Annotated in this window: 19 protein-coding genes and 2 pseudogenes; 7 read left to right on the top strand and 14 right to left on the bottom strand. The window is 59.8% G+C overall.

Annotation, left to right across the window (positions count from 1 at the left end; all coding sequences use genetic code 11):
* Window positions 1-830: 830 nt before the first annotated feature.
* The 3 genes from AC4IHP_RS18920 to AC4IHP_RS18910 all read right to left on the bottom strand — a co-directional run bounded on the left by AC4IHP_RS18920 (window position 831) and on the right by AC4IHP_RS18910 (window position 3416).
* Entirely contained in the window at window positions 831-1508 is a 678-nt protein-coding gene (locus AC4IHP_RS18920; protein WP_460118974.1) for a DUF3313 domain-containing protein, read from the bottom strand.
* 181 nt (window positions 1509-1689) lie between these two features.
* Complete coding sequence (locus tag AC4IHP_RS18915; RefSeq protein ID WP_460118972.1) at window positions 1690-2664, bottom strand: hypothetical protein; 975 nt, start codon at window positions 2662-2664, stop codon at window positions 1690-1692.
* 260 nt (window positions 2665-2924) lie between these two features.
* Complete coding sequence (locus tag AC4IHP_RS18910) at window positions 2925-3416, bottom strand: hypothetical protein (RefSeq protein ID WP_490832439.1); 492 nt, start codon at window positions 3414-3416, stop codon at window positions 2925-2927.
* A 136-nt stretch (window positions 3417-3552) separates the two neighbouring features.
* On the opposite strand from AC4IHP_RS18910, the gene AC4IHP_RS18905 reads away from it, so the two are divergent.
* Window positions 3553-4245 carry an aspartate/glutamate racemase family protein gene (locus AC4IHP_RS18905; protein WP_490832438.1) on the top strand — a complete coding sequence of 231 codons (693 nt, stop codon included), beginning with the start codon at window positions 3553-3555 and terminating at the stop codon, window positions 4243-4245.
* 1 nt (window position 4246) lies between these two features.
* On the opposite strand, the gene AC4IHP_RS18900 is transcribed toward AC4IHP_RS18905, so the two are convergent.
* Window positions 4247-4765, bottom strand: coding sequence for a GNAT family N-acetyltransferase (locus AC4IHP_RS18900; RefSeq protein ID WP_460118965.1), 519 nt, complete (start codon window positions 4763-4765; stop codon window positions 4247-4249).
* A gap of 451 nt (window positions 4766-5216) precedes the next feature.
* On the opposite strand from AC4IHP_RS18900, the pseudogene AC4IHP_RS18895 reads away from it, so the two are divergent.
* From AC4IHP_RS18895 to AC4IHP_RS18885, 3 genes and pseudogenes are all read left to right on the top strand, one after another.
* Window positions 5217-5602 (top strand): annotated as a pseudogene (locus AC4IHP_RS18895) (DUF6124 family protein).
* Between the two features lie 219 nt (window positions 5603-5821).
* Window positions 5822-9712 carry a hypothetical protein gene (locus tag AC4IHP_RS18890; protein ID WP_490832437.1) on the top strand — a complete coding sequence of 1297 codons (3891 nt, stop codon included), beginning with the start codon at window positions 5822-5824 and terminating at the stop codon, window positions 9710-9712.
* A 529-nt stretch (window positions 9713-10241) separates the two neighbouring features.
* Window positions 10242-10325, top strand: a pseudogene (locus tag AC4IHP_RS18885) (DUF6124 family protein); the annotation flags it as partial.
* 410 nt (window positions 10326-10735) lie between these two features.
* On the opposite strand, the gene AC4IHP_RS18880 reads toward AC4IHP_RS18885, so the two are convergent.
* The 10 genes from AC4IHP_RS18880 to AC4IHP_RS18835 form a co-directional block, all read right to left on the bottom strand.
* The gene (locus tag AC4IHP_RS18880; protein ID WP_490832436.1) at window positions 10736-11716 is read right to left on the bottom strand and encodes a LysR family transcriptional regulator; all 981 of its coding nucleotides are present in this window, start codon (window positions 11714-11716) and stop codon (window positions 10736-10738) included.
* A 151-nt stretch (window positions 11717-11867) separates the two neighbouring features.
* Window positions 11868-12815 carry a peptidylprolyl isomerase gene (locus AC4IHP_RS18875; protein ID WP_490832435.1) on the bottom strand — a complete coding sequence of 316 codons (948 nt, stop codon included), beginning with the start codon at window positions 12813-12815 and terminating at the stop codon, window positions 11868-11870.
* The gene (locus AC4IHP_RS18870; RefSeq protein WP_490832434.1) at window positions 12812-13282 is read right to left on the bottom strand and encodes a YbjN domain-containing protein; all 471 of its coding nucleotides are present in this window, start codon (window positions 13280-13282) and stop codon (window positions 12812-12814) included. Before AC4IHP_RS18870 ends, AC4IHP_RS18875 begins: the two co-directional genes overlap by 4 nt.
* An 18-nt stretch (window positions 13283-13300) precedes the next feature.
* The gene (locus tag AC4IHP_RS18865; RefSeq protein WP_490832433.1) at window positions 13301-13930 is read right to left on the bottom strand and encodes a DNA repair protein; all 630 of its coding nucleotides are present in this window, start codon (window positions 13928-13930) and stop codon (window positions 13301-13303) included.
* Between the two features lie 17 nt (window positions 13931-13947).
* The gene (locus tag AC4IHP_RS18860) at window positions 13948-15645 is read right to left on the bottom strand and encodes a putative porin (RefSeq protein WP_490832432.1); all 1698 of its coding nucleotides are present in this window, start codon (window positions 15643-15645) and stop codon (window positions 13948-13950) included.
* Window positions 15646-15684: 39 nt separating this feature from the next.
* Window positions 15685-16389: an energy transducer TonB family protein gene (locus AC4IHP_RS18855; RefSeq protein ID WP_490832431.1), complete on the bottom strand. Its 705-nt coding sequence runs from the start codon at window positions 16387-16389 to the stop codon at window positions 15685-15687.
* A 3-nt stretch (window positions 16390-16392) separates the two neighbouring features.
* Complete coding sequence (locus AC4IHP_RS18850) at window positions 16393-16818, bottom strand: ExbD/TolR family protein (protein WP_003201710.1); 426 nt, start codon at window positions 16816-16818, stop codon at window positions 16393-16395.
* An 11-nt stretch (window positions 16819-16829) separates the two neighbouring features.
* Window positions 16830-18626 carry a DUF2341 domain-containing protein gene (locus tag AC4IHP_RS18845; RefSeq protein WP_490832430.1) on the bottom strand — a complete coding sequence of 599 codons (1797 nt, stop codon included), beginning with the start codon at window positions 18624-18626 and terminating at the stop codon, window positions 16830-16832.
* Between the two features lie 12 nt (window positions 18627-18638).
* Complete coding sequence (locus AC4IHP_RS18840; protein ID WP_122704462.1) at window positions 18639-20237, bottom strand: ShlB/FhaC/HecB family hemolysin secretion/activation protein; 1599 nt, start codon at window positions 20235-20237, stop codon at window positions 18639-18641.
* A gap of 54 nt (window positions 20238-20291) precedes the next feature.
* Window positions 20292-20903, bottom strand: coding sequence for a transposase (locus AC4IHP_RS18835; protein ID WP_434768851.1), 612 nt, complete (start codon window positions 20901-20903; stop codon window positions 20292-20294).
* A 375-nt stretch (window positions 20904-21278) separates the two neighbouring features.
* On the opposite strand from AC4IHP_RS18835, the gene AC4IHP_RS18830 reads away from it, so the two are divergent.
* From AC4IHP_RS18830 to AC4IHP_RS18820, 3 genes are all read left to right on the top strand, one after another.
* A complete protein-coding gene (locus AC4IHP_RS18830; RefSeq protein WP_490832429.1) occupies window positions 21279-22904 on the top strand; it encodes an NADP-dependent glyceraldehyde-3-phosphate dehydrogenase in 1626 nt (541 codons plus the stop codon).
* A 102-nt stretch (window positions 22905-23006) separates the two neighbouring features.
* On the top strand, window positions 23007-23363 hold the full coding sequence (locus tag AC4IHP_RS18825) for a DUF3302 domain-containing protein (protein ID WP_490832428.1): 357 nt from the start codon (window positions 23007-23009) through the stop codon (window positions 23361-23363).
* A gap of 2 nt (window positions 23364-23365) precedes the next feature.
* Window positions 23366-24325, top strand: a complete 960-nt coding sequence (locus tag AC4IHP_RS18820; protein WP_016774598.1) for an HlyD family secretion protein — start codon at window positions 23366-23368, stop codon at window positions 24323-24325.
* Window positions 24326-24360: the final 35 nt, after the last annotated feature.

Below are 24360 nucleotides of genomic sequence, written 5' to 3'. Positions count from 1 at the left end.
CAGCACATCCAGCATCGCAGTCGCCTGACCCGACGCTTTCGCGAGCAAGCCCGCTCCCACAGGGGAATCTGTGGTGTTGGAAGATTTTGCGCCTGGCACTACTTGAATGTGGGAGTGGGCTTGCTCACGAAGGCGGCAGCACATCCAACATCGCAGTCGCCTGACCTGACGCTTTCGCGAGCAAGCCCGCTCCCACAGGGGAATCTGCGGTGCGGAGAGATTTTGCACTTGGCGCCAGTTGAATGTGGGAGTGGGCTTGCTCACGAAGGCGGCAGCACATCCAGCATCGCAGTCGCCTGACCCGACGCTTTCGCGAGCAAGCCCGCTCCCACAGGGGAATCTGTGGTGTGGGGAGATTTTGCACTTGGCGCCAGTTGAATGTGGGAGTGGGCTTCCCACGAAGGCGGCAGCACATTCAGCATCGCAGTCGCCTGACCTGACGCTTTCGCGAGCAAGCCCGCTCCCACAGGGGAATCTGCAGTGTTGGGAGATTTTGCGCCTGGCGCTACTTGAATGTGGGAGTGGGCTTGCTCACGAAGGCGGCAGCACATCCAGCATCGCAGTCGCCTGACCTGACGCTTTCGCGAGCAAGCCCGCTCCCACAGGGGGATTGATGGTGTTGGAAGATTTTGCGTCTGGCGCCAGTTGAATGTGGGAGTGGGCTTGCTCACGAAGACGGCAGCACATCCAGCATCGCAGTCGCCTGACCTGACGCTTTCGCGAGCAAGCCCGCTCCCACAGTGGTCGGTGTCGTAGCGGCAATCTTGGCCCCGGCACGAATCCCTGTGGGAGTGAGCTTGCTAACGAAGAGGCAAATCAGCCCCGCGGCATCATTTGGCTTCCGACTTCAGTTTCAAATAGGACTGATGCAGATCGCTCGCCCAACCATCGATCACCGCTTTCATGTCAGCGGCTTTCATCACTTGGGAAGAGTTTTCCAGCGGTTTGCCGGTACCTTTGCGCACCACCTGCGCGATGACATGATTGGTCGCGCCGTCCATGAATACCGCTTCGGTGGCCAGCGTGGTTTCCTGATCGCGGATACCGCTGGCCGTGCTCACCGCTGCGGCGACCAGTGCAATCGGGATCACCTCATAGACATGCAGGCCTTCAGTCTTGCTGCTGACTGCGGTAATCGCCGGACGCACCACAATTACGCCGGGCCCCGGGCCTGCGGCCAACGGCAGCGATTTGCCGAGTTCGCGCTTGAGCGCCTGATCGTAATAACTGGTGATGCCATTGAGAGTCTGCTGGGGGATTTTCTCGGTGGCTTGCGGCTTTGGATACAGCTGGCTCGGTTCCACGTAAACGCTGGTGAATTTATTGATGTCGAGTTTCGGGTCCATCCAGCGCATCACCTCGGCACCAGAAGGTGACTTGGCCTCCTTCAGCTGGCTGTAGTCCTTGAGAAAGCCGGAATATTGGTCAGGCTCGACGGTTTTGCTGGAACAACCCACCACGCCAAGGGTGGCAATGCACAGCGTGCCCATCATGACGGCTAGCTTCATGCTGTAATTCCTTTGAAAAGGCGAAGACATTTTGCATAGGGGAGATACAGGTATAGCCAAAACCCCGGCAAATGCGATGGTCGATGTCAAAGTTCATCGCCGATGGCACGTTGGCCGAGCCCACCGCTTTCGCGAGCAGGCCCGCTCCCACACAGACACCACTGTTCTAGAGCGCCTTGTTTTACCAGGACGATGTCTCTCCACTCCGCAACGCCATCTCCCGCCGGCTATTGGCGCGCATCGCCTTGATCAGCGACACCGTTCCCACCAGCAGAATCGCCGCACCAAACAAAAAGTCGATGTTGTACAGCTGGAAATCCTCCACCGGCCCGATGAGCAATGTGCGCACAACCGCAATCCCCACCAGCGTCGCGAGAAAGTCGATTCCCGGCTCATCGCGGTAAAACACCAGCATCAGCGGCAGGCACAGCACCAGCAAAAGCAACAACACCACAACCTTGAACGAGCCTTTGCGCTCGACGCTGAACGCGCACTCATGTGCACCGTACGGCTTGTAGTCCTCGTCTCGGATCATCGAGTTTTTCTCGTTGATGTAGTCGGCGCGGTTGTATTTCTGGATCGGCGTGAAGGTATTGGACATCTCCATTAACGTGGTGATGTTCTTGAAGCGCAGGTCGACGCGCTCGCTGCCCTTGAGGTAATACAGCACCGGTTTGTAGCCGTAGCGGTAGGTGTCGAACGGGAACGCGGCGGTCTGGGCATGCACGCCGATCGGCCGTGGTTCGAGTTCAGCGAAGGCGCTTTTGTTGGTCGACGAGAGGTTGCGGCTCAGCGGCTGCACCTTGACCTGCTCGAGGAAGATCGGCGTCACGCCGAACGACCACTGCAGCGGTTCCAGACGCAGGCGCAGTTCGTTGCGGCCCAGGTCGTAGCGGTTGAAAGTGCGTTCGGAAACCACCAGCGAACCGCCGACCATGAACTCGCCGCGCAGGTTGTTGGTGACGCGCAAGGTCAGTTGATCCTTGCCCAGCAACGCCGCTTCCGTGGTCGGTGGCGTGCCGCACCACGCGGTGCTTTCGCCGACACCGCCAAGCTGGCCGTCGCGGTTTTCCTTGAATACATAAAAGTAACTGGCCCACAGCGTCAGCAGCAAAAGCGACGCCGTGAGACCGAGGATTTTTTTGCCCGGACTCACTGATCAGACTCCCTTCTTCGGTTCCATCGTCCAGCCGAAAACCCGCTGGCGACGGCGACTCTACCAAAAGGCCATCAGTCACCCAAGGGAAAATGCCGGATCGGCAGCGAACCTAAGGGTTTCCCCGGTGCGCGTCTCAACCCCTGTAGGAGTGAGCCTGCTCGCGATAGCGGTCTGTCAGGTTTGCTCGTTCCCACGCTCTGAGTGGTCTGCGTCCCAATGGAACACGTGAGGCACGATCGCGGGGTGGATTTTGCAATCTAGGTGCGATCGCGAGGAATCAGGCTCTGCAGTTGCTGGGCAAGAAAATTGGCGTCGAATGCAAACGTATCCGGATCCTTCAACCCATTGGTCTTGCGCCACTGCCACGCGCCATCCGCCAGCCCGACCAACGAAATGCTCCCATACCGCGCCGCCGTCAGCCCCATCACCGCCAGGGATATCTGCCCGCCGATGCCCATCACATCCGGCACGAACTCCACCGGTTTACCGGCTATCACGATGCTCAGCTTTTCGGTCATGAAGGTCGACGTTTCTACCGGCACGCTGGGCCCGGACGCAACGTAAATCTCCCGACTCACTTCCAGCAGATTCGGTGCCTTGACCGGTGCGAGCCATTGCTCGATCTCATCGAACAACGCGCCGATCCGTGTGGCCCACGCGGCCGATTGCGTAGTGAACAGTTGCTTCTTGTGCGCTTCGCTATCGGCATAGTGGCGAAGCATTTCGCCCAGTTGCTGTACGTCGTTCATGGCGGTGTTCCTTGAAGAGTGCTGCGGACACCGAGCATGGCAGATGCGTGGCAACGGCAGGGGTAAATTTTTGATGGATCAAATTCCCGATCCAAACGACACTCACCGCAAAGCCCCATCCACACAGGAGCACCGCATGCGCACCATCGGCCTTATCGGCGGCATGAGCTGGGAGTCCAGCGCCGAATACTACCGTCTGATCAACCAGCAGGTCCGCGACCGCCTCGGCCCGTTGCGGTCGGCGCAGTTGCTGATGTACAGCGTCGACTTCGGCCCGGTCGAACAGGCACAGCATGCCGGGCGCTGGGACGAGGCGGCGGCGATTCTGCTGGATGCCGCGCGCAGGCTCGAAGCCGGCGGCGCCGATTGCGTGGTGTTGTGTACCAATACCATGCACAAGGTCGCTGAGCAGATTCAGGCCGCGATCAGTATTCCGTTTTTGCACATTGCCGAACCCGCCGCGCAGGCAGCGCTGGAAATGGATGCACGAACGGTCGGATTGCTCGGCACGGCGTTCACCATGGAACAGGATTTCCTCAAGCAACGGCTGATCGATCAAGGCCTGACCGTGCTGGTACCGGACGAAGCCGAGCGCAAAGACGTGCACCGGATCATCTATGACGAGCTCTGCGTCGGCGTGATCAGCGAAGCATCACGGCAAACCTACCAACGAGTGATCGAATCCCTGACCGCACGTGGCGCGCAGGCGATCATCCTCGGCTGCACCGAAATCGGCCTGCTGATCAAAACCGAACACAGCGTCCTGCCCTTGCTCGACACCACCGAACTGCATGCACAGTCGGCGGTGGCATTCGCGCTGGACGACTGATTCAGGGTTTTGATGAACCGCGCAGACGAGCCATGCTCAGGGAGTCGACCCACTGCCCGTCGCGCACAGCGTAATCACGCAATAGCCCTTCGGCCTCGAAACCGAACTTGCGGTAAAGGCCGATGGCCGCCTCGTTGTCGGCGTAAACCTTGAGTTCGACGCGGTGCAGGTTCATCCAGTTGTCAGCAACCTCCAGCGCCGCTGCCAACAACATCGAACCGACGCCCTTGCCCTGCCACGCTACCGCAACCGCCATGCCGAAACTGCCGGCGTGGGCGCGGCGTATTCTTGAGTAGGCCTCCAGGCCAAGATTGCCGATCACAACACCCTGGTGCAGCGCCACCAGTTTCAGCGCGCGTTCGTTGTCGGTCTGCAATCGCAGCCGCCAGACTTCGCTGGACTGGAATGGCATCTGCAACACCTGCCGAGCGATGGCGGGATCGTTGTAGAGCGCGGTGATGCCTTCCAGATGGGATTCGCTGGAGCGTTCGAGGTGGATGGTGGGGGTTGGGTCTGGCATGGGGATCTGTCCGTGATCAGAGATTGGCTGCTCACTCTAAACCGCGGATCTTGAAACTGGCGAGGTTAAATTGTGGGAGCGAGCCTGCTCGCGAAAGGGCCATCAAGTCCGATGCAATTATTAGATTTAAACGAAGGTGTTTAAAGACACCTCCAGACACGCCTTCCAGGCTACAAATTCTTGCGCCATTGCCTACAGCTACGCCAGCATCCGCCGGATTGTGCGCCTTGGGGATGGTTCTATTGCGGTCCGGTCGCTGACGAATCAGCGATCGGGTCTCGCAGCCCGTCGATCTCTGGACGCACAACACCCGCTATTTATGGCGGCTGTACGTGGGAGACCTTTGGGTCTGCCGGTTCTAGAGTCCCGGTCTGCGACCCGCGTATAGCTGCCACCTCCTTTTCGTATCGCAGCAAAATGTGGCGGCTCCGTCGACTCTAGGAGCTTCAAAATGATCAAACCAACACCCAACCCACCCGAAACCGCCTCCACCTCCCCCTACGAATCCCTCGATTCGAAAAACTCCACCAAGCCGCCGACCGCACCCTCGACCATTACCTCTGCCCACCCGGCTCAACCCCACCGCCCTACAGCCCCCGTGCGATGTACGCCGTCACCGCCGACACGAAAAACGAAGACCTGCTGGCCAATGCCTGCGAAACCCTCGCCTCCGCCAAAACCATCGCCCAGGAATTCGCCGGGCTGGTGAAGCCGTCGCAACGGCGGACGCTGATGGGGATTGCGCAGTCGATCATGCTCGGGGAACTGGCGGTGAATCGGGTGCTGGATAATCTGGAGATGCCGCAGTCGCGGGCCTCGCTAAAAAGCTGTGACTAAGGCGTCGGCGCTGCCGACGCCTTCGCGGGCAGGCGCGCTCCCACAGGGTTTTCTGTCGTTCACACGGCTGCGGTTACACCGCCAAATTTGTGGGAGCGAGCCCGCTCGCGAGGGCGACCGCCCGTCGGATATCACTCCAAACCTGTCAACTCTGACAGGTGTGCAATCGCGCCAATGCGCGTTAACTCACTCCGTCCCTTCCCGCACGGAGTCAGCGCCATGTCCAGCCCCAATGAACCCCTCGCCCTGGCGGAATTGAACATCCCCGGTCGCACCGGCCCGATGTGGAATGACCCGAAAGTCTTTGGCATCAACATCGCCGCCGCACTCGGTAACTTTCCGCTTAATGGCCTGCTGTGTCAGGCCGGCCCGTGGGGAAACATGGCCATTGGCGACAAGTTGACCATCTACTGGGGCATCGGGCAGAACGTCTGGGTTGAAACCGTCGACCAAAACGAGGTCAACACACAACTGCGCATGTTCGTGCCTTCCCGGCACATGGTCGATGGCCGCTTTGCGGTGTCCTATGTGATCAAACCCTTGGGCGGCACGGATCAGCCCTCCGAAGTCATGCAAGTGCTGGTCAAGCTCACGCGCCCGGGCGGGCACGATGACAACGGCGACGGTGGGCATTCCAAGCTGATCATGACGATTCCCAAGGAGATTGCCGAGGGCGGCATCGACCTGGAAAACGTAGCCGATGGCGTGCCGATCACCATCGGCAACAACGATGGCACGTCGCCCTATCCGTTCGCCGCGGCCGGCGATGTTTGTCGCATCAGTTGGGGCGGCATCTTTGTCCACAGCGATCCGCTGACCGAGGATCAGGCTGAAGGCACAACGCCGATCATCGTGAAAATTGAAGAAGCCGTCATCCGCGAGGCCGGTGATGCGGACTCTCCCGGCGTGGCCGTGGTGTTCGAGGTGTACGACTGCGTGCTGAACCGCACCGAGGACTGGAGCGCCGAGCAGCGCGTCGTGGTGGCGGTGGATGCGACTCGGGCGGACGCGCCGTTGCTCAAGGAAACCGTGAACAACGTACTGGACGTCGACAAGCTGGGCGACGCCAATGGCACCGTGCAGATTATCGCCATGGACAAGAACAAATTCCAGGTCGGTGACATTGTATTCATCAGAATCAAGGGCACGCCCGTCGAAGGACCGCCGATTGATTGGGAACCATCAGCAGGCGTGAAGTTGGAAAGTGTGCCGAGCGTTATGGAGATCATGGCGTCCAACGCCGTGCTGCGCCAGTTGGCCAAGTCGCAGATCACCTTGTCGTATCGCGTGGAAAAAGCCGACGGCTCCGCTGATTTACGTTCCAAAAGCCAGTTCATCCGCGCCATCGGTGAAGTCCAGCGCCTCGCCGCACCGATCATGCTGGATGCCGTGTCCGGAGCCCTGGACCCTGATCTCAAACAGGTGCGCTGCGAGATCCCCTTCGACAAATCCTTCGTCGTAGGCCAGGTCCTCAAGATATTCATGCTCGGCACCACGCCAGGCCTCGACCCTTACCTGCCTGAGCTGCCTCTTCGGCCCATCACCCACAACGACATAATTGAGGCGAAACCGCTGTTGTACAACATCGACGGCAAGCATCTGGCCCCGGTCAACGGCGGTACGGCGGAGTTCTATTACCAGCAACTGATCGCCGACACGGTGCTCGCCGCGCTGCACCCGTTCGAGGCCACCCGTGCCATTCGCGAGTCGATTCACACGGACATCCTGCAAGTCGGCGAACCGCGCCTGGAACTGCCCGAACCGCACGTCGCCGGCGTGGTGGATGGCGTCTTGCCAGCCGACACCGCCGGCACCACCCTGACCGTGCCGTACACCGAAACGGTCAAAGGCGATGAAGTCTTCATGTTCTGGATCGGTTCGATCACCGGTGAGTACCCCGACTCGATCAAGCTGAACGAATTCACCGCCGGCCAGCAAGTGCCGTTCACCATCCCGGCCGCGATGATCAAGGGCAATGAAGGCGGAACGGTGATCGCCAAATACCACATCAAACGCGCGGATGGGCGGACGAGTCATGCCGAGCCGTTGGAGTTCAGTGTCGGGGTGGCGCTGGAAAATCCTTTGCCACTGCCACAAATGCCACAAGCCACAGGCACCGGCGCCAGTGTCACCCTGGCACCCCTCGATGCCCAAACGGGTGCCCGAGTAGTCGTGGCTTACAACGGCATGAATGAAAAACACAGCATCAAACTCACCGTCCTCGGCACGCCCGGCGCCGGCTCACCGGACATCCCGGCGAAACCCGGTGTGACCAGCGGCAGCGTCGAATTCCTGATCCCCGCCGAAGCGGTTGCCGCCAACATCGGCAACAGCGCCAAAAGCTTCACCCTTCAATACGAAGTGACCTCGGGCTCAAGTAAAACCCCATCTCAAACGCTGACCGTCACCGTCATGCCGCTGCCGGCTGCGGAACTGGCCAAGCTCAGCATCGTGCAGGCCGAAGGTGATGAACTGGATCTGAGCAAAGTAACAGCGGGCGCGACGTTCCGCGCCGGGGTCTGGGCATTCATGAAACCTGGCCAGTCTGTGTGGGCCGAACTGAAAGGCAAAACAGCTCAGGGGGCAGCGCATAATCACGTGATATGGCGAGTGCCAGGCGCTGCGGTCAACCAGACCTGGATCGACGCCGGCAAATATGAACAGGCCGTGCCTTACAGCTATCTGAAGGATTTAGGTCATGACAGCGATCTGGAAATCCATTTCAAAGCGGCATTGACCCTGAGTCAGGTTGAGGCAGATGCCATTGTCGGGCCGGTGAAGCGTTATCGGGTGAAGGCCGTTGAGGATGTGGCGCCGACGATTGATTCGGTCACAGCTACTGACGATGGCAAGGAAATTTCTGATGGCAGCACCATAGTCGAAACCGACGTCACCCTGACCGGTGCCGCCGCCAAGGGGCAAAAGGTCGACATCCTGGACAATGACAAGGTTGTAGCGGAGGCCGTGACGGATGCCATTTCGGGCGACTGGACATTGCGAGTTACAGCGCTGACCGAGGAGAAACACAGCTTCGTCGCCAAAGCGAAGTACGGCACGGGGCAGAGTTCGCCAGCGAGAGGGCTGACGGTGACGGCGTTAATTACGCCCACGCTTACTAATGTGTTGGACGACGAGGGAGGGGAAATAGCTGAAGGAGGATTCACTGTCAGCACGACGCTGACACTTCGTGGGAAAGCAAGCAATGCGCAGGATATTGAAATTTTCGACGGAAATGGCGCAACTGCCGCGTCCAAGGGAAAGGCTACGGCGCATGTGACGACTGGAGAATGGACACTCGTGATTATAGTCACTGAGGGGGTAAGACGGTTGTACGCGAAGTCGTTGTACCACGACGGCGATGTGTATTCCGAGATCCGAAACTTGACGGTGACGGCAGATATTGCGCCCTCTATTGATTCGATAAAAGGGTCATCGAGCAACGCCGAGATCAACAACGGTAGCACCACTTTGGATACTAATGTAAACCTTAATGGCAAAGGTACGTCCGGCACCCAGTTACAAATATATTTGAACGGTGCCGCCGGAAAAATTGTAACTCCCACTACAGAACGATGGAGCACAGCACTTGCCGTGCCTGTGCGCCACAATGAAATTTATGTGAAAGAAGTCGTCGGCAAGAGAGTTTCAAATATGCGAAATTTCACAGTCCGACTAAAACTAAACAAAGAATGGATGTTTAATACGAATACCTTTGAAGGTTGGACGCCCCAAGGAGCATATAGAAATGAAAGCAACTTTTTTGTGCAGAACCATATAGTTCAGGCACAAACACAAAATACAGGCGAAAACTATTCAGGTTCCGTAATGACCCATCCAATCGACTTAGTAGCTGGTCGAACCTATGATTTCAGGTCAGACATATCCAGTGCGAACCCTGTTAACAGCCAGAACCCTACACGATTACAGATAAAAGTAAATTCTGCTGACGCTGGCCCTATACTCACCTTAACGACTCCCAGATGGACAACGTATACGGGATCCTATACCTCGCCCTCTACGGGGCAATTTACGCTAAGCTTTTATAACCATACAGCCAGCGGAGACGGCAACAATTTCCTCATATGGAGCATTACTGTAATAGAGCGATAACTATTCAATAAAAGGAACGCCGCGTTATCATCTCGGCGCTTATTCCAAAGATAGTTTTTTGTATTGACACAACTGAAAGGAGGATAAATTTCTCGTAAACCAGAGTACCGATAAAAAAACTGGCACGCCACGAGATGACTTTTCGCCTCAAGCGATACAGCCGACAATCGAGACCCGATCTTGCTTTCTGGATGCTTCCAATTGCACGCTCGCGTCCAAAGCAATGCGTCACGGTAGGAATCATTCGCGGCGTTCGTTGAAGGTGCGGGGAGGAGGTCGGCTAGGATTAAAAAAAGGGATGCCTCTATTTATCAACCACATACGCCGCACTCGATAAAGGGCCAATACTCTGTTGGAGATCAATATTCGCGCTCCGATAATCACCAGGCTTCCGAGCTTTAAACTCGCGCATTTAAAAAACACCTGCCATCACGATCTTAAGACTACAAATTCTTGCGCCGCTGCCTGCAGCTACGACAGAATCCGCCTGCTTGTACGTCTTGGAAAAAGGGGTCGCATTTATTCAGCGACTCTGATGGGTATTGCGCAACTGATCATGCTCGGAGAATTGGCGGTGAATCGGGTGCTAGATAATCTGGAGTTGCCGCGGTAGCTGGGCTTGCGACTGGCTCTGAATAAGGCGCTGGGCAGTGCTGACGCCTTCGCGAGCAAGCCCGCTCCCACAGGGGTTTGTGTCGCTCACACGGCTGAGGTTACAGCGCCGAATTTGTGGGAGCGAGTCTGCTTGCGAAAGCGGTTTGTCAGTCACTGAAGCTTCGGCTGGCAGTTTGCATGCGCGGGCGAGCCCGCACAGGGATTTGTATCGCTCACACGGCTGCGGTTATAGCGCCGAATTTATGGGAGCGAGCCTGCTCGCGAAAGCGGTTTGTCCGTAACTGAAGCTTCGACTGGCAGATTGTATTCGCGAGCAGGCTCGCTCCCACTTTGAATACGGTTTCAGTTACTGATGTGGGGGCTGGGGTGGCGTGATCGCGAGCAGGCTCACTCCTACAGGGGATCGCGTCAAGGCTGGAACCATTCGTGGCGTTCGTTGAAGGTTTGCTGGATGAGGTCGGTGAGGACTTTGGTTTCGGGCACGTTTTGCGAGTCGGCGTTGACCGCGAGCCATGCGTGGAGCTGCATGGTCTCGGCGAATAATCCGGGCAGTGCGGTAAGGCACCGGTCAAAGCGGCTCATATATGCCGGAAGCAAGCCGATGCACGCGCTGCACCGAATCATCTCCAGCATCAACTCATAAGACTGCACCTGCACCACCCCGGCCAGACGTTGCTCCACCAACTCATTCCACGGTCGAAAGCTCTCAACCCGCCGATCATGCTGCCATTGCACCAGCATGAAGTCTGCCAGTTCACCCGGCGTTTCCGGGCGCGCAGTCACCCGCGAATAGCGCTTGGCGATATGCGGTAGATACTCAATCCGCGCGAGACACTGCGGTTCGCTGGTGGCAAACGCTGGGCCGGGGTGTGGGGTTTGGCCGGGGGCGAGCCATAGGACAATGTCGGCACTGACCGCACGCAGGGCCAGCTCGCTGTCCAGTGCGATGATTTCCAGACGCAGGCTAGCATTGCGGCGCAGCAGTGCGATGAGGTCGCGGCCAAGGATGTCGTGGAGGATGGATTCGGCGATGGCGAGGCGGATCAATGGTTGTTCGATGACCGGGAGTTTGCGTTCGTGGGCCAGGGTGATGAGTCGGGCCTGCAACTGTTGGCCTTCGCGGGTCAGGCTGAGGTTGCTGCCCTGGAAAGTGAACAGGCTGTGTTGCAGTTGCTGTTCGAGTTGCGCGAGTTGTTTGCGCAGCAGGGTCGAGCGCACGTTGAGGCTGCGCGCGGCTTGCATGAAGCAGCCGCAGCGGGCGCTGACGAGGAAGTATCGGGCGACTTCGCTGTCGATGGTGGCGGCAAGGTTGAGCCAGGATTCGGGTCTGGATGTGAGCGATTGGTAATCAGCGGGGACCGGGCGTCCTGCGGGTTCGGTGAATGACATTGATGACTCCCTGTCGATCTAATGTGGTTGCTCTGGATGCAGCGGATTCTCACTGTGGGAGCGAGCCTGCTCGCGAAAGCGTCGGCACATTCGACATCTTCGCTGACTGACCCAGCGCATTCGCGAGCAGGCTCGCTCCCACAGTGTGAGGTCAGTGTTTTTCCTCGAGAATTCTATTGAGTTCAGCACCGTCGATGCTCAGGGTCGCAGTGTTGAGCATGCCGTCCAGATAAGCCTGGGCGATCTGTTCCTGGCGTTGTGCGCGCAGGGCCTGGGTCAGTTGGTCGCGCAGTTCCTCCATCGTCGCGGTGCGGGCCGGTTGTTGTTCGGTTAGTTTGATCACGTGGAAGCCGGCGGCGCTTTGCACCGGATCAGACACGGCGCCGACCTTGAGCCGGGCCACGGCGCCACGGACTTCCGGCACCAATTGCTGCAAGGGTTGGAGGCCGGTATCACCGCCCCGCTCTGCCGTGACGCGATCCTGCGAATATTGCGTAGCGAGCGCCGCAAAATCAGCCGGTGCTGACTGCGCCTTCTTGCTCAATTCAGCGGCTTGTTTGCGCACGGTTTCCAACGAAGCGGAATCACTGACAGGCAGGAAAATCTGGCTGACCCGATACAACGCCGGTGTCTGCCAATTGGTCTTCCCCGCGTCATACGCCTGCTGCAACTCAGCCGCGCTTGGATACTGCGCCGGTACCTGACTCACCGAGCGTAAATAATCACGAAACACGATTTGCTCAGTGGCTGCGCGCGTCTGCCGGGCGACGTCCGGTCGCTGCGCCCAGCCCTGCGCATCGGCCTGTTCCAGCACGGCTTTCTCGGCCAGTCGCGAACGAATCCAGCGTTCCAGCGCCTCACGGTTGCCGCGCAGTTGTTCGCGGGTTTGCGCCGGGACGGTGGCCATCAGCGCCTGCAATTCCTCTGACGAAACCTGCTGATTACCCAACCGCGCGACCGCTGGCCCGGTTGCAACCGCCATCACCGCCGACGGCTGCTGGGCGGCGACCGGATCACTGCCCGGCCGCAGCACAAGTGCCACGGCCACCACCAACAGCGCCATCGCTCCGGCGCCGATCACCACGGCAGGCTTCTTCACAGCGCAACTTCCTCTTGTTCGCCGACAGCGGATTTAGCGGTTTGCGAAGCTGCGGTCTGGCTGAAATCTCGCAGGTAAACGATGAACTCCTGCAACAGGCGATCCCACAACTCCAGGTTGCCACGCAGGTGCTCGTTGCTCACGCCTGCAGCCACGACCACGTCCATCTCCATGACCAGAAACTCACCCTGCAACGACAACCGTGCAAAACGTCGAGTCGCATTCCACTGCTCTGCGACCCCCTCAGGCAACTCACCCTGCACACGTAGCGCACAGCTGAAAGTGAAATCAACGAACCCGCCCTGCTCCACCGCCGGATTGCCAAAACGCACGGCGTAGCCGATACCCTGGCTGGCGCTGAGCAACTGGACGATACCGTTCTGTTCACTCGGATTGACGCGGTAACCGGCGGCTTGCAATACGTCGGTCAGCGATTGCGCAGAAACGTGGGTGATCAATTGAGTCATGCCTTTCTTCCTTGTCTATCAATGTGCGATCGCCGCTTGCGGCGCGTCGAATTGGGTTTTGTAGAGCTCGTCGCCAAAGCCCTGCGCCAGTTCATCGAACTTGACCCGGGCGCTGCCGGCGAAGGGCTGGCGGATTTTCATCACCTCGGCGACATCGATGTTTTCGTAGGCCGTGAGGATCTGTTTGGCGACGCCGTACATTTGCTGATTCTTGGCTGAACATTGCTGCACTTGTGTGTCACGTTCCGTCAGTTGCGCTTGCAGCTTCGCGCGTTCGGCTTCTTTGCCGCGGGCGAGAACGAGCAATTCGTCATAGGCCTTTTTGAATTTTCCGGTCTGCTCGGCGCTGGCCGCCACTTGCGCCTGAGCCTGGCTGTGCAGGCTCTGCTGTTGCCCGGCCAGTTGCTCGGCCAACCCCTTGGATTTGGCCAGTTCGGCAGTCAATTGCTTGATTTGCGCCTGTGCAGCCTTGGCCTCGTTCTGCGCCGCCAGTTGCGCGGCGCTGGCCTGGGCCTGTTGGCTTTGCAAGGCCTGCAATTGCTGGGTGGTGCTGCGCAATTGCGTGCGCAGGCGTTCTTCCATGCCTTCGCCGTTCGCCCCGGTGGCAATCAACAAACCAAGGCCCAGCGCGAGAAAACGCGTGTTCATAAAGCTCTCCCGGCGCCTTAGAAGCGCGTGTTGATCTCAAGCTGCAAGACGTCGATGTCGAACGGCGCGCCATACACCGCTTCGGTGCTCATCCAGCGGCCGGTGGCGGAAACGTTTTTCGCCAGACCGTAGTTGCCGCCCATGAAATAACCCTTGGCGTTGGTGCCGCCGAGGTGGAACGACGAGTCGTTGAAGCCGTCCGGCAAGGCGTCAGGCTGGATGTACTTGTAGCCGGCGAACAGGTTCCAGTCGCCCTTGCGCTTGAGGTCCAGTGCGTTGCCGAGAGTGAACTGCACCATCCACGCATTGGCGCCGCTTTCGATCTCGCCATTGCTGTCGAGGTTGTTGACGATCTGCCCGGCGGACCGCTTGCGCATGTCGCCTTCGTCGTAACTGAGGTTGTGGATGTAGTTACCCTGGCTGCGCAGTTTGAAGTCCTGCGGCAGGTCGGCGTCCCACACGACGTTGAGATCGAGCAGGTTGAATTCGGACGCAAGCCCGACGAATTGCGGCTGCGGCGTGGTGTTCGGGTTGAGCGGGTTCGGCGTGATGTCGCGCAGCAGGAACACGCTGTTGCCCTTCTGCATGAACGCCGCGCGCGTGCCGTCGCTGTCGCAACCCGGTGCGCCGGCCCACGGTTCGCAAGGGCTGGAGCGCTGGCCCTGAATATCGTCGAAGCGGTAATAGGCCAGCGCACCTTTGAGGCGGTTGTTGCTGTTGATCGCCCATTTCGCGCCGAGCTGAGCGCCGTACAGCCACTTGTTGTCGCTCTCTTCCTTGTCGAAACCATTACTGCTGGAGGTGTCGTTGGTGTAGTCCACCGGGAAAGCGCCGACGGTGCCGAACACACCCCAGTCGCGGTTGAGCTTGTGATCGAAGATCGCCGCAACACCGTCGAAATTCAGGTCATTGGAATAGAGCATGTCGGTGGACATGAACGGGTTGGCGAAGCGTCCGCCGGTCAGAGTCAGTTCGTCCATTGGCTTCCAGGTCAGATAGCCCTGATCGAGCCAGATATCTTTCTTGGCGAAGCCGCCGCCGAGGTTCTGCGTGGTCGAAACCGGGTTGTTGTCCGAACCGGTGCCGATGCGAATGCCGGCGGTCCATTCCTCCGAGATCACCGCTTTCATGCCCAGCCGTGCGCGCAGGCGAAAGAGGTTTTCGCGGTCTTCGCGGGTGTTGAGCAACGGCGGCAGGCTGGTGCTGCTGTTGGGGTTTACATCGTACGGGCCGTTATTGTTGAGCTTGGCGAAGTCGACGATTTCATTGCTGTTGTTGCCCGAGTAATAACGCGACTCGTCACGCAGGCGAATGTCGCCGTCGAAGCTGATGCGCGAGGCCCAGTCCGGGAAGGTATTCGGTGCTGCCCAGTTTTCCTGTTTGGCGGTGGCCATGACTTCGGCTTTGACCTGATCGCGGATCTGGTCACGCACCGCTGCCGGCACATATTGCACGCGGACATCGCCCGGCGCCGCCACTGGCCCGGCCGCCACTGCAGTGGACGCGGCAGCCTGTTTCGCCTGCGCCGCCTCATTCTGCGCCTGGGCGATCAGCGCGTCAGCCTTGTCCTGCTTGAGAATGCCCTGCTCGACCAGCAAGCGGATCAGATTGATCGTGGCGTTCTCCGAGGGCGCAGGCGCTGCCACGGCCTGACCGACCAGGGTCGCAATGACCATGCCGACCGCCAGGGACAATCGATTCACGTTGGAAATCATCTGCACACAACTCCTTTTGCCGAAGCTTGAATAAGTGAATTAGCCCGGGCGCCGCCCTTGCAGGGACAAGCGCACAGGCAAGGTGATAGAGGCCGGAGGCCGTTCGCTGAGGGCTGGCGCACCACGTAAAGCGGCCAGCACCTGGGTATCGATTTGCGGGTTGCCGCTGGACTTGATCAGCTCGACGCGGGTGATCTCGCCGACGCTGCTCAGCCACACATCGGCCTGCAGCGAGAACGCGAGGTTGCGCAGTTCGGGGTTCTCGCGCAGCAACCGCTGAAAAGTGAACGCAAGAAACTGGCTGTACGTCCCCGTACCCAAACGCCCGCCGCCGGCCCCGGCCATGCCGCCGCCCTTGCCGGCGCCAATGTTGAAAGCATCGCTGCCAGCCTGAGCATCGCCGTCCATTTGCATCGGGTTGGCCAGATCGTCCGCTGGCGATGGCGGCGCCTCTTCTTCAGGCTTGACCTCTTCCGGCTCTGGCGTTGGCTCGGGCTCGACAACTTTTTCTTCCACCGGGGTCTCCGGCTCTGGTGGTTTCTCCGGCGGCGGTGGTGGCGGTGGCGGCAACGGAATGATCGTCGGCACCTTCGGCGCTTCGCGACGTACACCGGCCATGTCGTTGGCCCACTGCCAGAGGAACCACGCGGCAAGCGCGCCGACCAGTAGTCCGGCGCCCAACTTCACATAGCGCAACGGTGACTTTTTCACGGGCGGCGGTTCGATCGGGAGTTGTGCGGTCATGACTCAGCCCTGACTCGGTTTGCCGGTGACGAGACCGACCTGGGACAGTTCGAGCCGGCGCAGCAGGTCCAGCACTTCGATGACTTTCTGGTACTGCACCGTCGCATCGCCACGCACGATCACCGGGAAATCCGGGCTCTGCGCTTTCTCGATGCGCAGGCGCTCTTCCAGCTCGGCCAGCGTCACCGGGTAAGCATCGAGAAACACCTGGCCGCCGTCGTTGACCGAAATCGCCTTGGTCTTGGCCTCCGACAACGACACCGAAGCGCTGGCCTTGGGCAGGTTGATTTGGATCCCGGAGACCTGCGCGGTGGCAGTAAGGATGAACATCACCAGCACCACCATCAGCACATCGACCAGCGGAGTGATGTTGATGCTGTCCACTGCGGCATCGTCATCATCGTCGTGGGAGGCATTTACGGACGCCATGGCAGTGCTCCTCAGGCCGGTACGGAGTGGTTGGCGTGATGGCCGCGATGCGCCGCCTCACTGAACTGGCTCTCGCCGTGCATCTCCGCCAGACGGGTGATGAACTCGTCGACGAACACGCGCATGTCGGCGCTGACTTCCTTGTTGCGGGTAATCAGCCGGTTGTAGCCAAAGAGTGCGGGGATCGCGACGAACAGGCCCATCGCCGTGGCCAACAACGCGGCAGCCATGCCCGGTGCGATGGCATTGATGTTGACGTCGCCGGCCATTGCCGTGCCGAGAAACACCACCATGATTCCCAGCACCGTGCCGAGCAGGCCGATGTAGGGGCCGCCGGCGATGGCGTTGGACAGGGTCGAGAGTTTCGAACTCAGCTGCTGGTTTTCGCGGGTGCGCACGCCGTCCATGGAGCAGCGGATGGCTTCAATGGTCGCGGCAGAAACCGACGAGGTATCGGCGCCCTGCTCGCGGCGGGTGCGAATCTCTTTGACCGCCACCAGATACAGGCGCCACAGCGACGAATGCTGCAGACGCTGGGCCAGTTGCGCGTCGTCGGCGAACATTTCCAGACGCGTGCCGACCTTGGCGAATTGCACGCGGAAGTCTTCGTTGGCAGCGGTGACGCGGCTGAGGCTGCGGTTCTTGCGCAGCATGATGATCCACGACTGGAACATCATCAGCACCAGCACAGCAATGATCACCCAAGCGTCAATTGGCACCGCATTGAGCAGGAAGCCGAGGCTGCCGAAACCGAATCCGGACTGTTCTTCGTCGACGCCGTAAGCCACCAGTTTCGACTCGGCACCTTGCGAGGTGGCATCGGCCAGCAGCAGCGCGGCCGGACGAGCGACTTTCGACAGGCGCAACTCGTCGATGGCGCCAGCGAATGGCTGGAACGCGCCTTCATGCAGATCGGCACCGATGGCCATGGCTGAGTTGAATGCCGGCATCGCCTGAGCCAGTGCAGCGCTTTCGCGACCGTTGATGTACAGGGTGACTTTCGAACCCTCGGCGGTTAGCGCAACGTGTTGCCATTGCGCCGGAGCCAGCGCTTGGGTAGCAGCGGCGCGTAGGCCGTCGATCTCTACGAATGGCAGGCCTTGGCTGACGCCGATCAGCAGACTTTGCGTGCCTTCGCGCCGGGCCAGGATCAGTTGCTCGCCAGTGGCCTGATCCAGACGCAGCCAGGCACTGAAGGTGAACGCGCTGCCCGCGTTGTGTTGCAGCGGCGGACTGGCTGGCAGGAGCAATGGCTGGCCACTGAACTGCAAGGCACGCCCGACGACGCCATCAATCGCCGCACCCGTGGCGCTTTGCGCGGTGTTGCCGTACGCCGTGGTGTCTTTCGCCGGGGTGCCGGTGGCGCCGTCGAAGTGATACAGCGCGGTGTAATTCGGATCGAAGGTCAACTGGCCGTTGCCGGTGGCCGGGGCTTTCTGGTTGCCGTAATACATCCAGATATCCTGGCGCTGGCCGCCCTCGACATTCGGCACATCGACCCAGATCAGCGCCATGCCCATCAGCGCATCGAAACTTTCGATCTGGTGATTGAGCACGGTCTTGTCGTCGGCGGCGACGAAGCGCAGATCCGAGCCGTCCTCCTTCACGCCGTCGAAGGTGAAGTTGCCGGTGTGCAGGCGCACCAGCAGCGCGGTGCGGCCGAGGGCCTGATTGATCGCCGCGCCTTGGGGCGTGGTGTCGACGGCGATCTGTTTGCGGTAATGCCAGTCGTCCTGCCACCAGGCCTGGGCCGTGGCCGGGAGCACGAAGCCCAGGCAGATCAACAACGAAAGGAAAAGGCGTTGCATGGACGTGCTCCGTTAGAAAGTGGCTTGAAGGTTGAAGTGCAGGCGCGATTCCTGCTTTGAGGTGTTCGGCCCTTCGAGTAGCGGGTAGCCCCAGTCGAGGCTGCCGGACAGCCATTTGCTCAGGCTGGCGCGGGTGCCAAGGCCGACGCTGGCCAGGGCGTAATTGGCGTCCTGATCCGGCAGTTCGTCACGCAGATACAGCTGCGCACCTTCGGCGAAGGCGTAGAAGCGCCAGTCCTGCATCCACGTGCCGGCGAATTTCGCCAGCGACGGTGTGCGCAGTTCCTGGCTGAGCAAATACCCGTCATCAGCTGTGCGTTCGGCGGCCAGATAGCCGCGCACCGAGGTGGCGCCGCCGGCGGAAAACTGTTCGTTGGAAACCAGCGGCCCCGAGGCGAGTTGGAACGCGGCTTTGCTCGCGCTCTGCCAGTCGCTGTCGAAGGTCCAGGTGTAGTTGGTGTCGCCCTTGAGCACGGCGAAACTCGGTTTGGCGCGATAGCGTTTGTAGTCGAAATCTTCGTCGTCGCTGCCGTAGCCGAATACGCTGCGGGTGGCGGCAACCAGGCTCAGGCCGAGGCCGAGCTGGCTCTTTTCGCTGTAGCGATAGCCGTTATAGGCGAAGGTGAACGGCGCGTATTTCAGCGGCACCTTGTCGCTTTCGCCGGACAGGCTCAGACGCTCATCGAAGTCCTTGAAATCGATGCCGGCCGACAGCGAATTCGACCAGTTGCCGCTCGAGGGCAGCGTGTAAATCGCCGCAACACCGTAAGAATGACCCTTGCCGAGGACGTTGCTACCGCCGATGGTGGCGACATTGCTGTCGGACTGGTAACCGGAGAACTGCACGCTCCAGCGCTCGCTCAGCGGCGCGGTATAGGAGCCGGACCAGACCTTGGCGTTGTCGGTTTCCTGCGGCGCAGTAAAAAACGTCAGATTGACGCTGTGGCCCAACTGCCAGAGGTTGTTGTAGCCGAGACTGGTGACGCTGCGCAGCTTCTCGGTGTCGGCGCTGTAATCGTTATTGAGGCCGACGCTGGCCGTCCATGGGTTCTGGTCTTCGACCTGCAGATCGACGTCCATGGTGCCGGGGCGTTGGCCTTCGCGCACCAGTGGCATGACCTGTCGACCTGGCGTTTTATTGAGCTGCGCGAGTTCGCCCTGGACCTTGGCGAAGTCCGGCACCTCGCCTTCTTTCAGCGCCGGGACGTTGTCGCGGATGTCCAGCGGCGAATAGTGTTTGGCGCCAACCACGCGCACCCGGCCGACTTTGGTTTCGCTGACTTGCAGATAGACGATGCCATCAGCCACGGCCTGCTCGGGCAGCTCGACAAACACCGACTGGTAGCCGCGTTCCTGATAGGCCTTCTGCAACGCATCGCGGGCGCCTTCGATGTCGCTCAAGGCTTTCTGCGGGCCGAGGAACGGGTATACCGCTTCTTCGATCGCCCGCGCATCGAGCACGGTATTGCCGCGCACGAAGTATTCGTTGACGTCGACCAGCCGCTGCGCGGCGGGCGCTTCTGTGCCCTCCTCGGCCAGCGCTGGCTGCGCGCCCGCCGTCACCAGCAGCCAGCCCCACAGCGCCAGCCGTGACGTGAAAATCCGTTCCACACTACCCCCTGAAATTCGCGATGAACTGTGGGCGTTAGCGCCCGGTGTGATGCGTCAATTGCTGATCGTTGTGGCGCAGGCGTGCTTGCCCAGCCATGTGTGCAACAGCGCGAAGTTCAGCGAGAACTCGGGCATTTGCAGCAAGGCGCCGCAGAACACTTCGCCGATGATTTTCTGAATCAGCAGCACCGCGCGCGGCTCGTTGAGCAACGTGGCGATGTCACGGCTGAGGGCGGTGAAACTCCAGACCTTCTGGTTCAGGCCGAGGCCGACGAACCAGCGGAACAGCAGGTTGTAATTCAGCTGTTCATAGAGCTGCTGTTCACTGGGGACCGAATAGAGCAATTGCAGGAGCAGGATGTGCATGACCGTTTGCGCGGGAATGAGCATGCCGGGCACGGCATTGAGGTCGCGCAGCAGGTCCTGGTGGGCGTCGAGCAGATCGTCGATCTGCGGGCGCAGCAACACCAGCGAATGGCCCGGCGGAATGTAGCTGGAGACTTCTTTCAAAGCGCCCTGCCAGTCATCCTGCGAGACAATCCAGACCCACGGCGCGCCGTAGCGATACACCGAAACCGGCTTCTTGCGCGCGGCTTCGACGATCTTCGACAGGCGTTGATCGAGCTCCTGCATGCCCACTTTCGAATAGCGTTCCATAGTCCCCATTGCCTCACTCCCGGCGTCCCGCCCGACTCGCAAACTGCGCCCCTAAAGGCTCCTCAAGCGCGTTACACAGGCATGACCGGACTGGCTATGTGCTACCGAACTTTTGTCATAAAAGCTTCATTACCGAAGACAGACTGACTGATTTAAACGATCGACCGTGGGAGCGAGCCTGCTCGCGAAAGCGCTGTATCAGGCAATGAGGATGTTGGATGGGCCGCCGCCTTCGCGAGCAGGCTCGCTCCCACAGGGTGGCCTGCGGTTGCACGGGTGCGTGACATTCGCATGACATTCACAGGGTTAAATCCCGGCCCATTCAGGCGTATAACCTTCACAAGACTTTCAATCGGCACGCCGACTTCAACACAGGGTAGTGACATGACCACAGCAAACATCCTTGGCAACCTGTTCCCTTCGGTCAGCGACATCCCGGAAAAATATCGCCTCGACGCTCAGGTCGAGCAGCGTGAATATCTGGTCGATGGTCAATTGCGCCGCTGGGACGGCTCACTCGCCACCGTGCGCAGCCCGGTTTATCTGAAAGGCGAAAACGGTGAAGAACAGGTCATCCTCGGCAGCACGCCGCTGCTGGATGCCGACACCGCGCTCACCGCCCTCGACGCTGCCGTTCGCGCTTACGATCGCGGCCAAGGCCTGTGGCCAACCATGCGCGTGGCCGAGCGCATCCAGCATGTCGAAGCGTTTCTCGGCCGTATGCGCGAGCAGCGCGAAGCCGTGGTCAAGCTGCTGATGTGGGAGATCGGCAAGAACCTCAAGGACTCGGAAAAAGAGTTCGATCGCACCTGCGACTACATCGTCGACACCATCAATGCCCTGAAAGAACTCGACCGCCGCTCCAGCCGCTTTGAGCTGGAACAGGACACCCTCGGCCAGATCCGCCGCGTACCGCTCGGCGTCGCTTTGTGCATGGGGCCTTACAACTATCCGCTGAACGAAACCTTCACCACGCTGATTCCGGCGCTGATCATGGGCAACACCGTGGTGTTCAAACCGGCCAAGCTCGGCGTGCTGCTGATCCGTCCGTTGCTTGAAGCCTTCCGCGACAGCTTCCCGAGCGGCGTGATCAACGTCATCTACGGCAGTGGCCGCGAGACTGTCAGTGCACTGATGGCCAGCGGCAAGATCGACATTTTCGCTTTCATCGGCACCAACAAGGCCGCCAGCGACCTGAAGAAACTGCACCCGAAACCCCACCGTTTGCGCGCCGCTCTCGGTCTGGATGCGAAGAACCCCGGCATCGTTCTACCCGAAGTCGATCTCGACAATGCCGTCAGCGAAGCGGCCACCGGCTCGCTGTCGTTCAACGGCCAGCGTTGCACCGCGCTGAAAATTCTCTTCGTGCATGAAGACGTGGTCGACAGCTTCATCGAGAAATTCAATGCCAAGCTGGCCACGCTCAAACCGGGCATGCCGTGGGACAGCGGCGTGGCGCTGACACCGCTGCCAGAGTCGGGCAAGGTCGATTATCTGCACGGGCTGGTCGCTGATGCGCAAAGCAAAGGCGCACAGGTGGTCAACCCGAATGGCGGCGAATCCCATGCCTCGTTCTTCTACCCCGCAGTGCTGTATCCGGTGAACCCGCAGATGCGCGTGTATCAGGAAGAACAGTTCGGCCCGGTCGTGCCCATCGTGCCGTACCGCCACCTCGATACCGTCATCGATTACGTACTGGAATCCGACTTCGGCCAGCAGTTGAGCATCTTCGGCACCAACCCGGTGGCGGTCGGTCGCCTGGTCGACACCTTTGCCAATCAGGTCGGGCGGATCAACCTCAACGCCCAGTGCCAGCGCGGCCCGGACACGTATCCGTTCAACGGTCGCAAGAACTCCGCCGAGGGCACGCTATCGGTACACGATGCGTTGCGGGTGTTTTCGATCCGCACGCTGGTGGCGACCAAATTCCAGGAGAGCAACAAGGATCTGATCAGCGAAATCATTCGCGGGCGTGATTCAAGTTTCCTGACCACCGACTACATCTTTTGACTGATGATCGGCGGGATTGAATGATCCCGCCGATCCGTCAGCTCCCCGGTGATTCAGTGACTACACTGAGCCCAGCATTGCTGGATGCCTGGGAGGCTGACCATGCTCGATTACTTCGCATTGGGTCTGTTGGTTTTTGTCGGTCTCGTGCTGTTTTACGGGATCATCGTGCTGCATGACATTCCGTACGAGATCGCCGTTCACCGCAACCACCCGCACCAGGACGCGATCCATGCCACGGGCTGGGTCAGCCTGTTCACCTTGCATGCACTCTGGCCGTTTCTGTGGATCTGGGCGATGGCTTATCGCGAGGATCGCGGTTGGGGTTTCGGCGATGGCAAACCCATCCAGAATCACGTCAATCAACTGGAGCAACAGGTCGTCGAGCTGCAAGCCCGAATCGAGCGGCTCGAAGCGCAGTCGCCGGATGCGTCGCAATCTGACAGCCGGGGGATCTGAGGATGGATCTGTTGCTCATCCTCACGTACGCCGCACTCTGCGTCGCCATCTTCAAGATCTTCCGCATTCCGCTGAACAAATGGACGGTGCCCACCGCTGTCCTGGGTGGCGTGTTGATCATCGGCGCGCTGATTTTCACCATGAACTACAACCATCCCTATTCCGAGGTGGCGCGCTCATACTTTGTCTCGGTGCCGGTCATTCCGATCATCAGTGGCCAGGTGATCGACGTACCGGTAAAGGGCAACGAACCCCTGGAAAAAGGCGACGTGCTGTTCCGCATCGATCCCACGCCTTTCCAGAACCGCTTGAAATCGCTGAAGGCGCAACTGGTTGCAGCGAAGGGCGACCGCTACCGCATCACCGAACTGATTCGCCGCAACTTCGGCACCCAGCGTGAACTGGACGCGGCCATCGCCCGCACCGACGATCTGCAGGCGCAACTGGACAATGCGCAGTTCGAGCTGGACAACACCGTGGTTCGAGCACCGAGCAAAGGCTTCGTCACCCACGTTTCGCTGCGCCCGGGGATGATGGCGAGCAAGCTGCCGCTGCGCCCGTCAATGGTGTTTATTCCGCAGGAAGGTCAGTATTTTGCAGCGTGGATGCGTCAGAACAGCCTGCTGCGCCTGACCGTGGGCGACGAGGCCGAAGTCGCCTTCGATGGCATTCCCGGCAAGGTCTTCGCCGGTAGGGTGAAAAGTGTGATCGGGGTGATCGCCGAGGGCCAGGTGCAACCTTCCGGCACGCTGATCAGCTACACCGGTTCGCCACCGGCCGGACGGGTGCCGGTGATCATTGAAATCACTGACCCGGCGTTCGCCGAATACAGCGCGCTCATGCCGGGCGGCGCCTATGGGCAAGCGGCGCTGTACAGTCAGCACTTTCATCACATCGGCGCGATGCGCAAAATCCTGCTGCGCATGTCCGCCTGGATGAATTACATTTTCCCCTTCCATTGATTTGACTGACTCACGAGGTTCGCACTGACTACTTA

Source organism: Pseudomonas sp. UF-293 (assembly GCF_058245595.1).
This window is presented reverse-complemented; position numbering and strand designations above follow the sequence as displayed.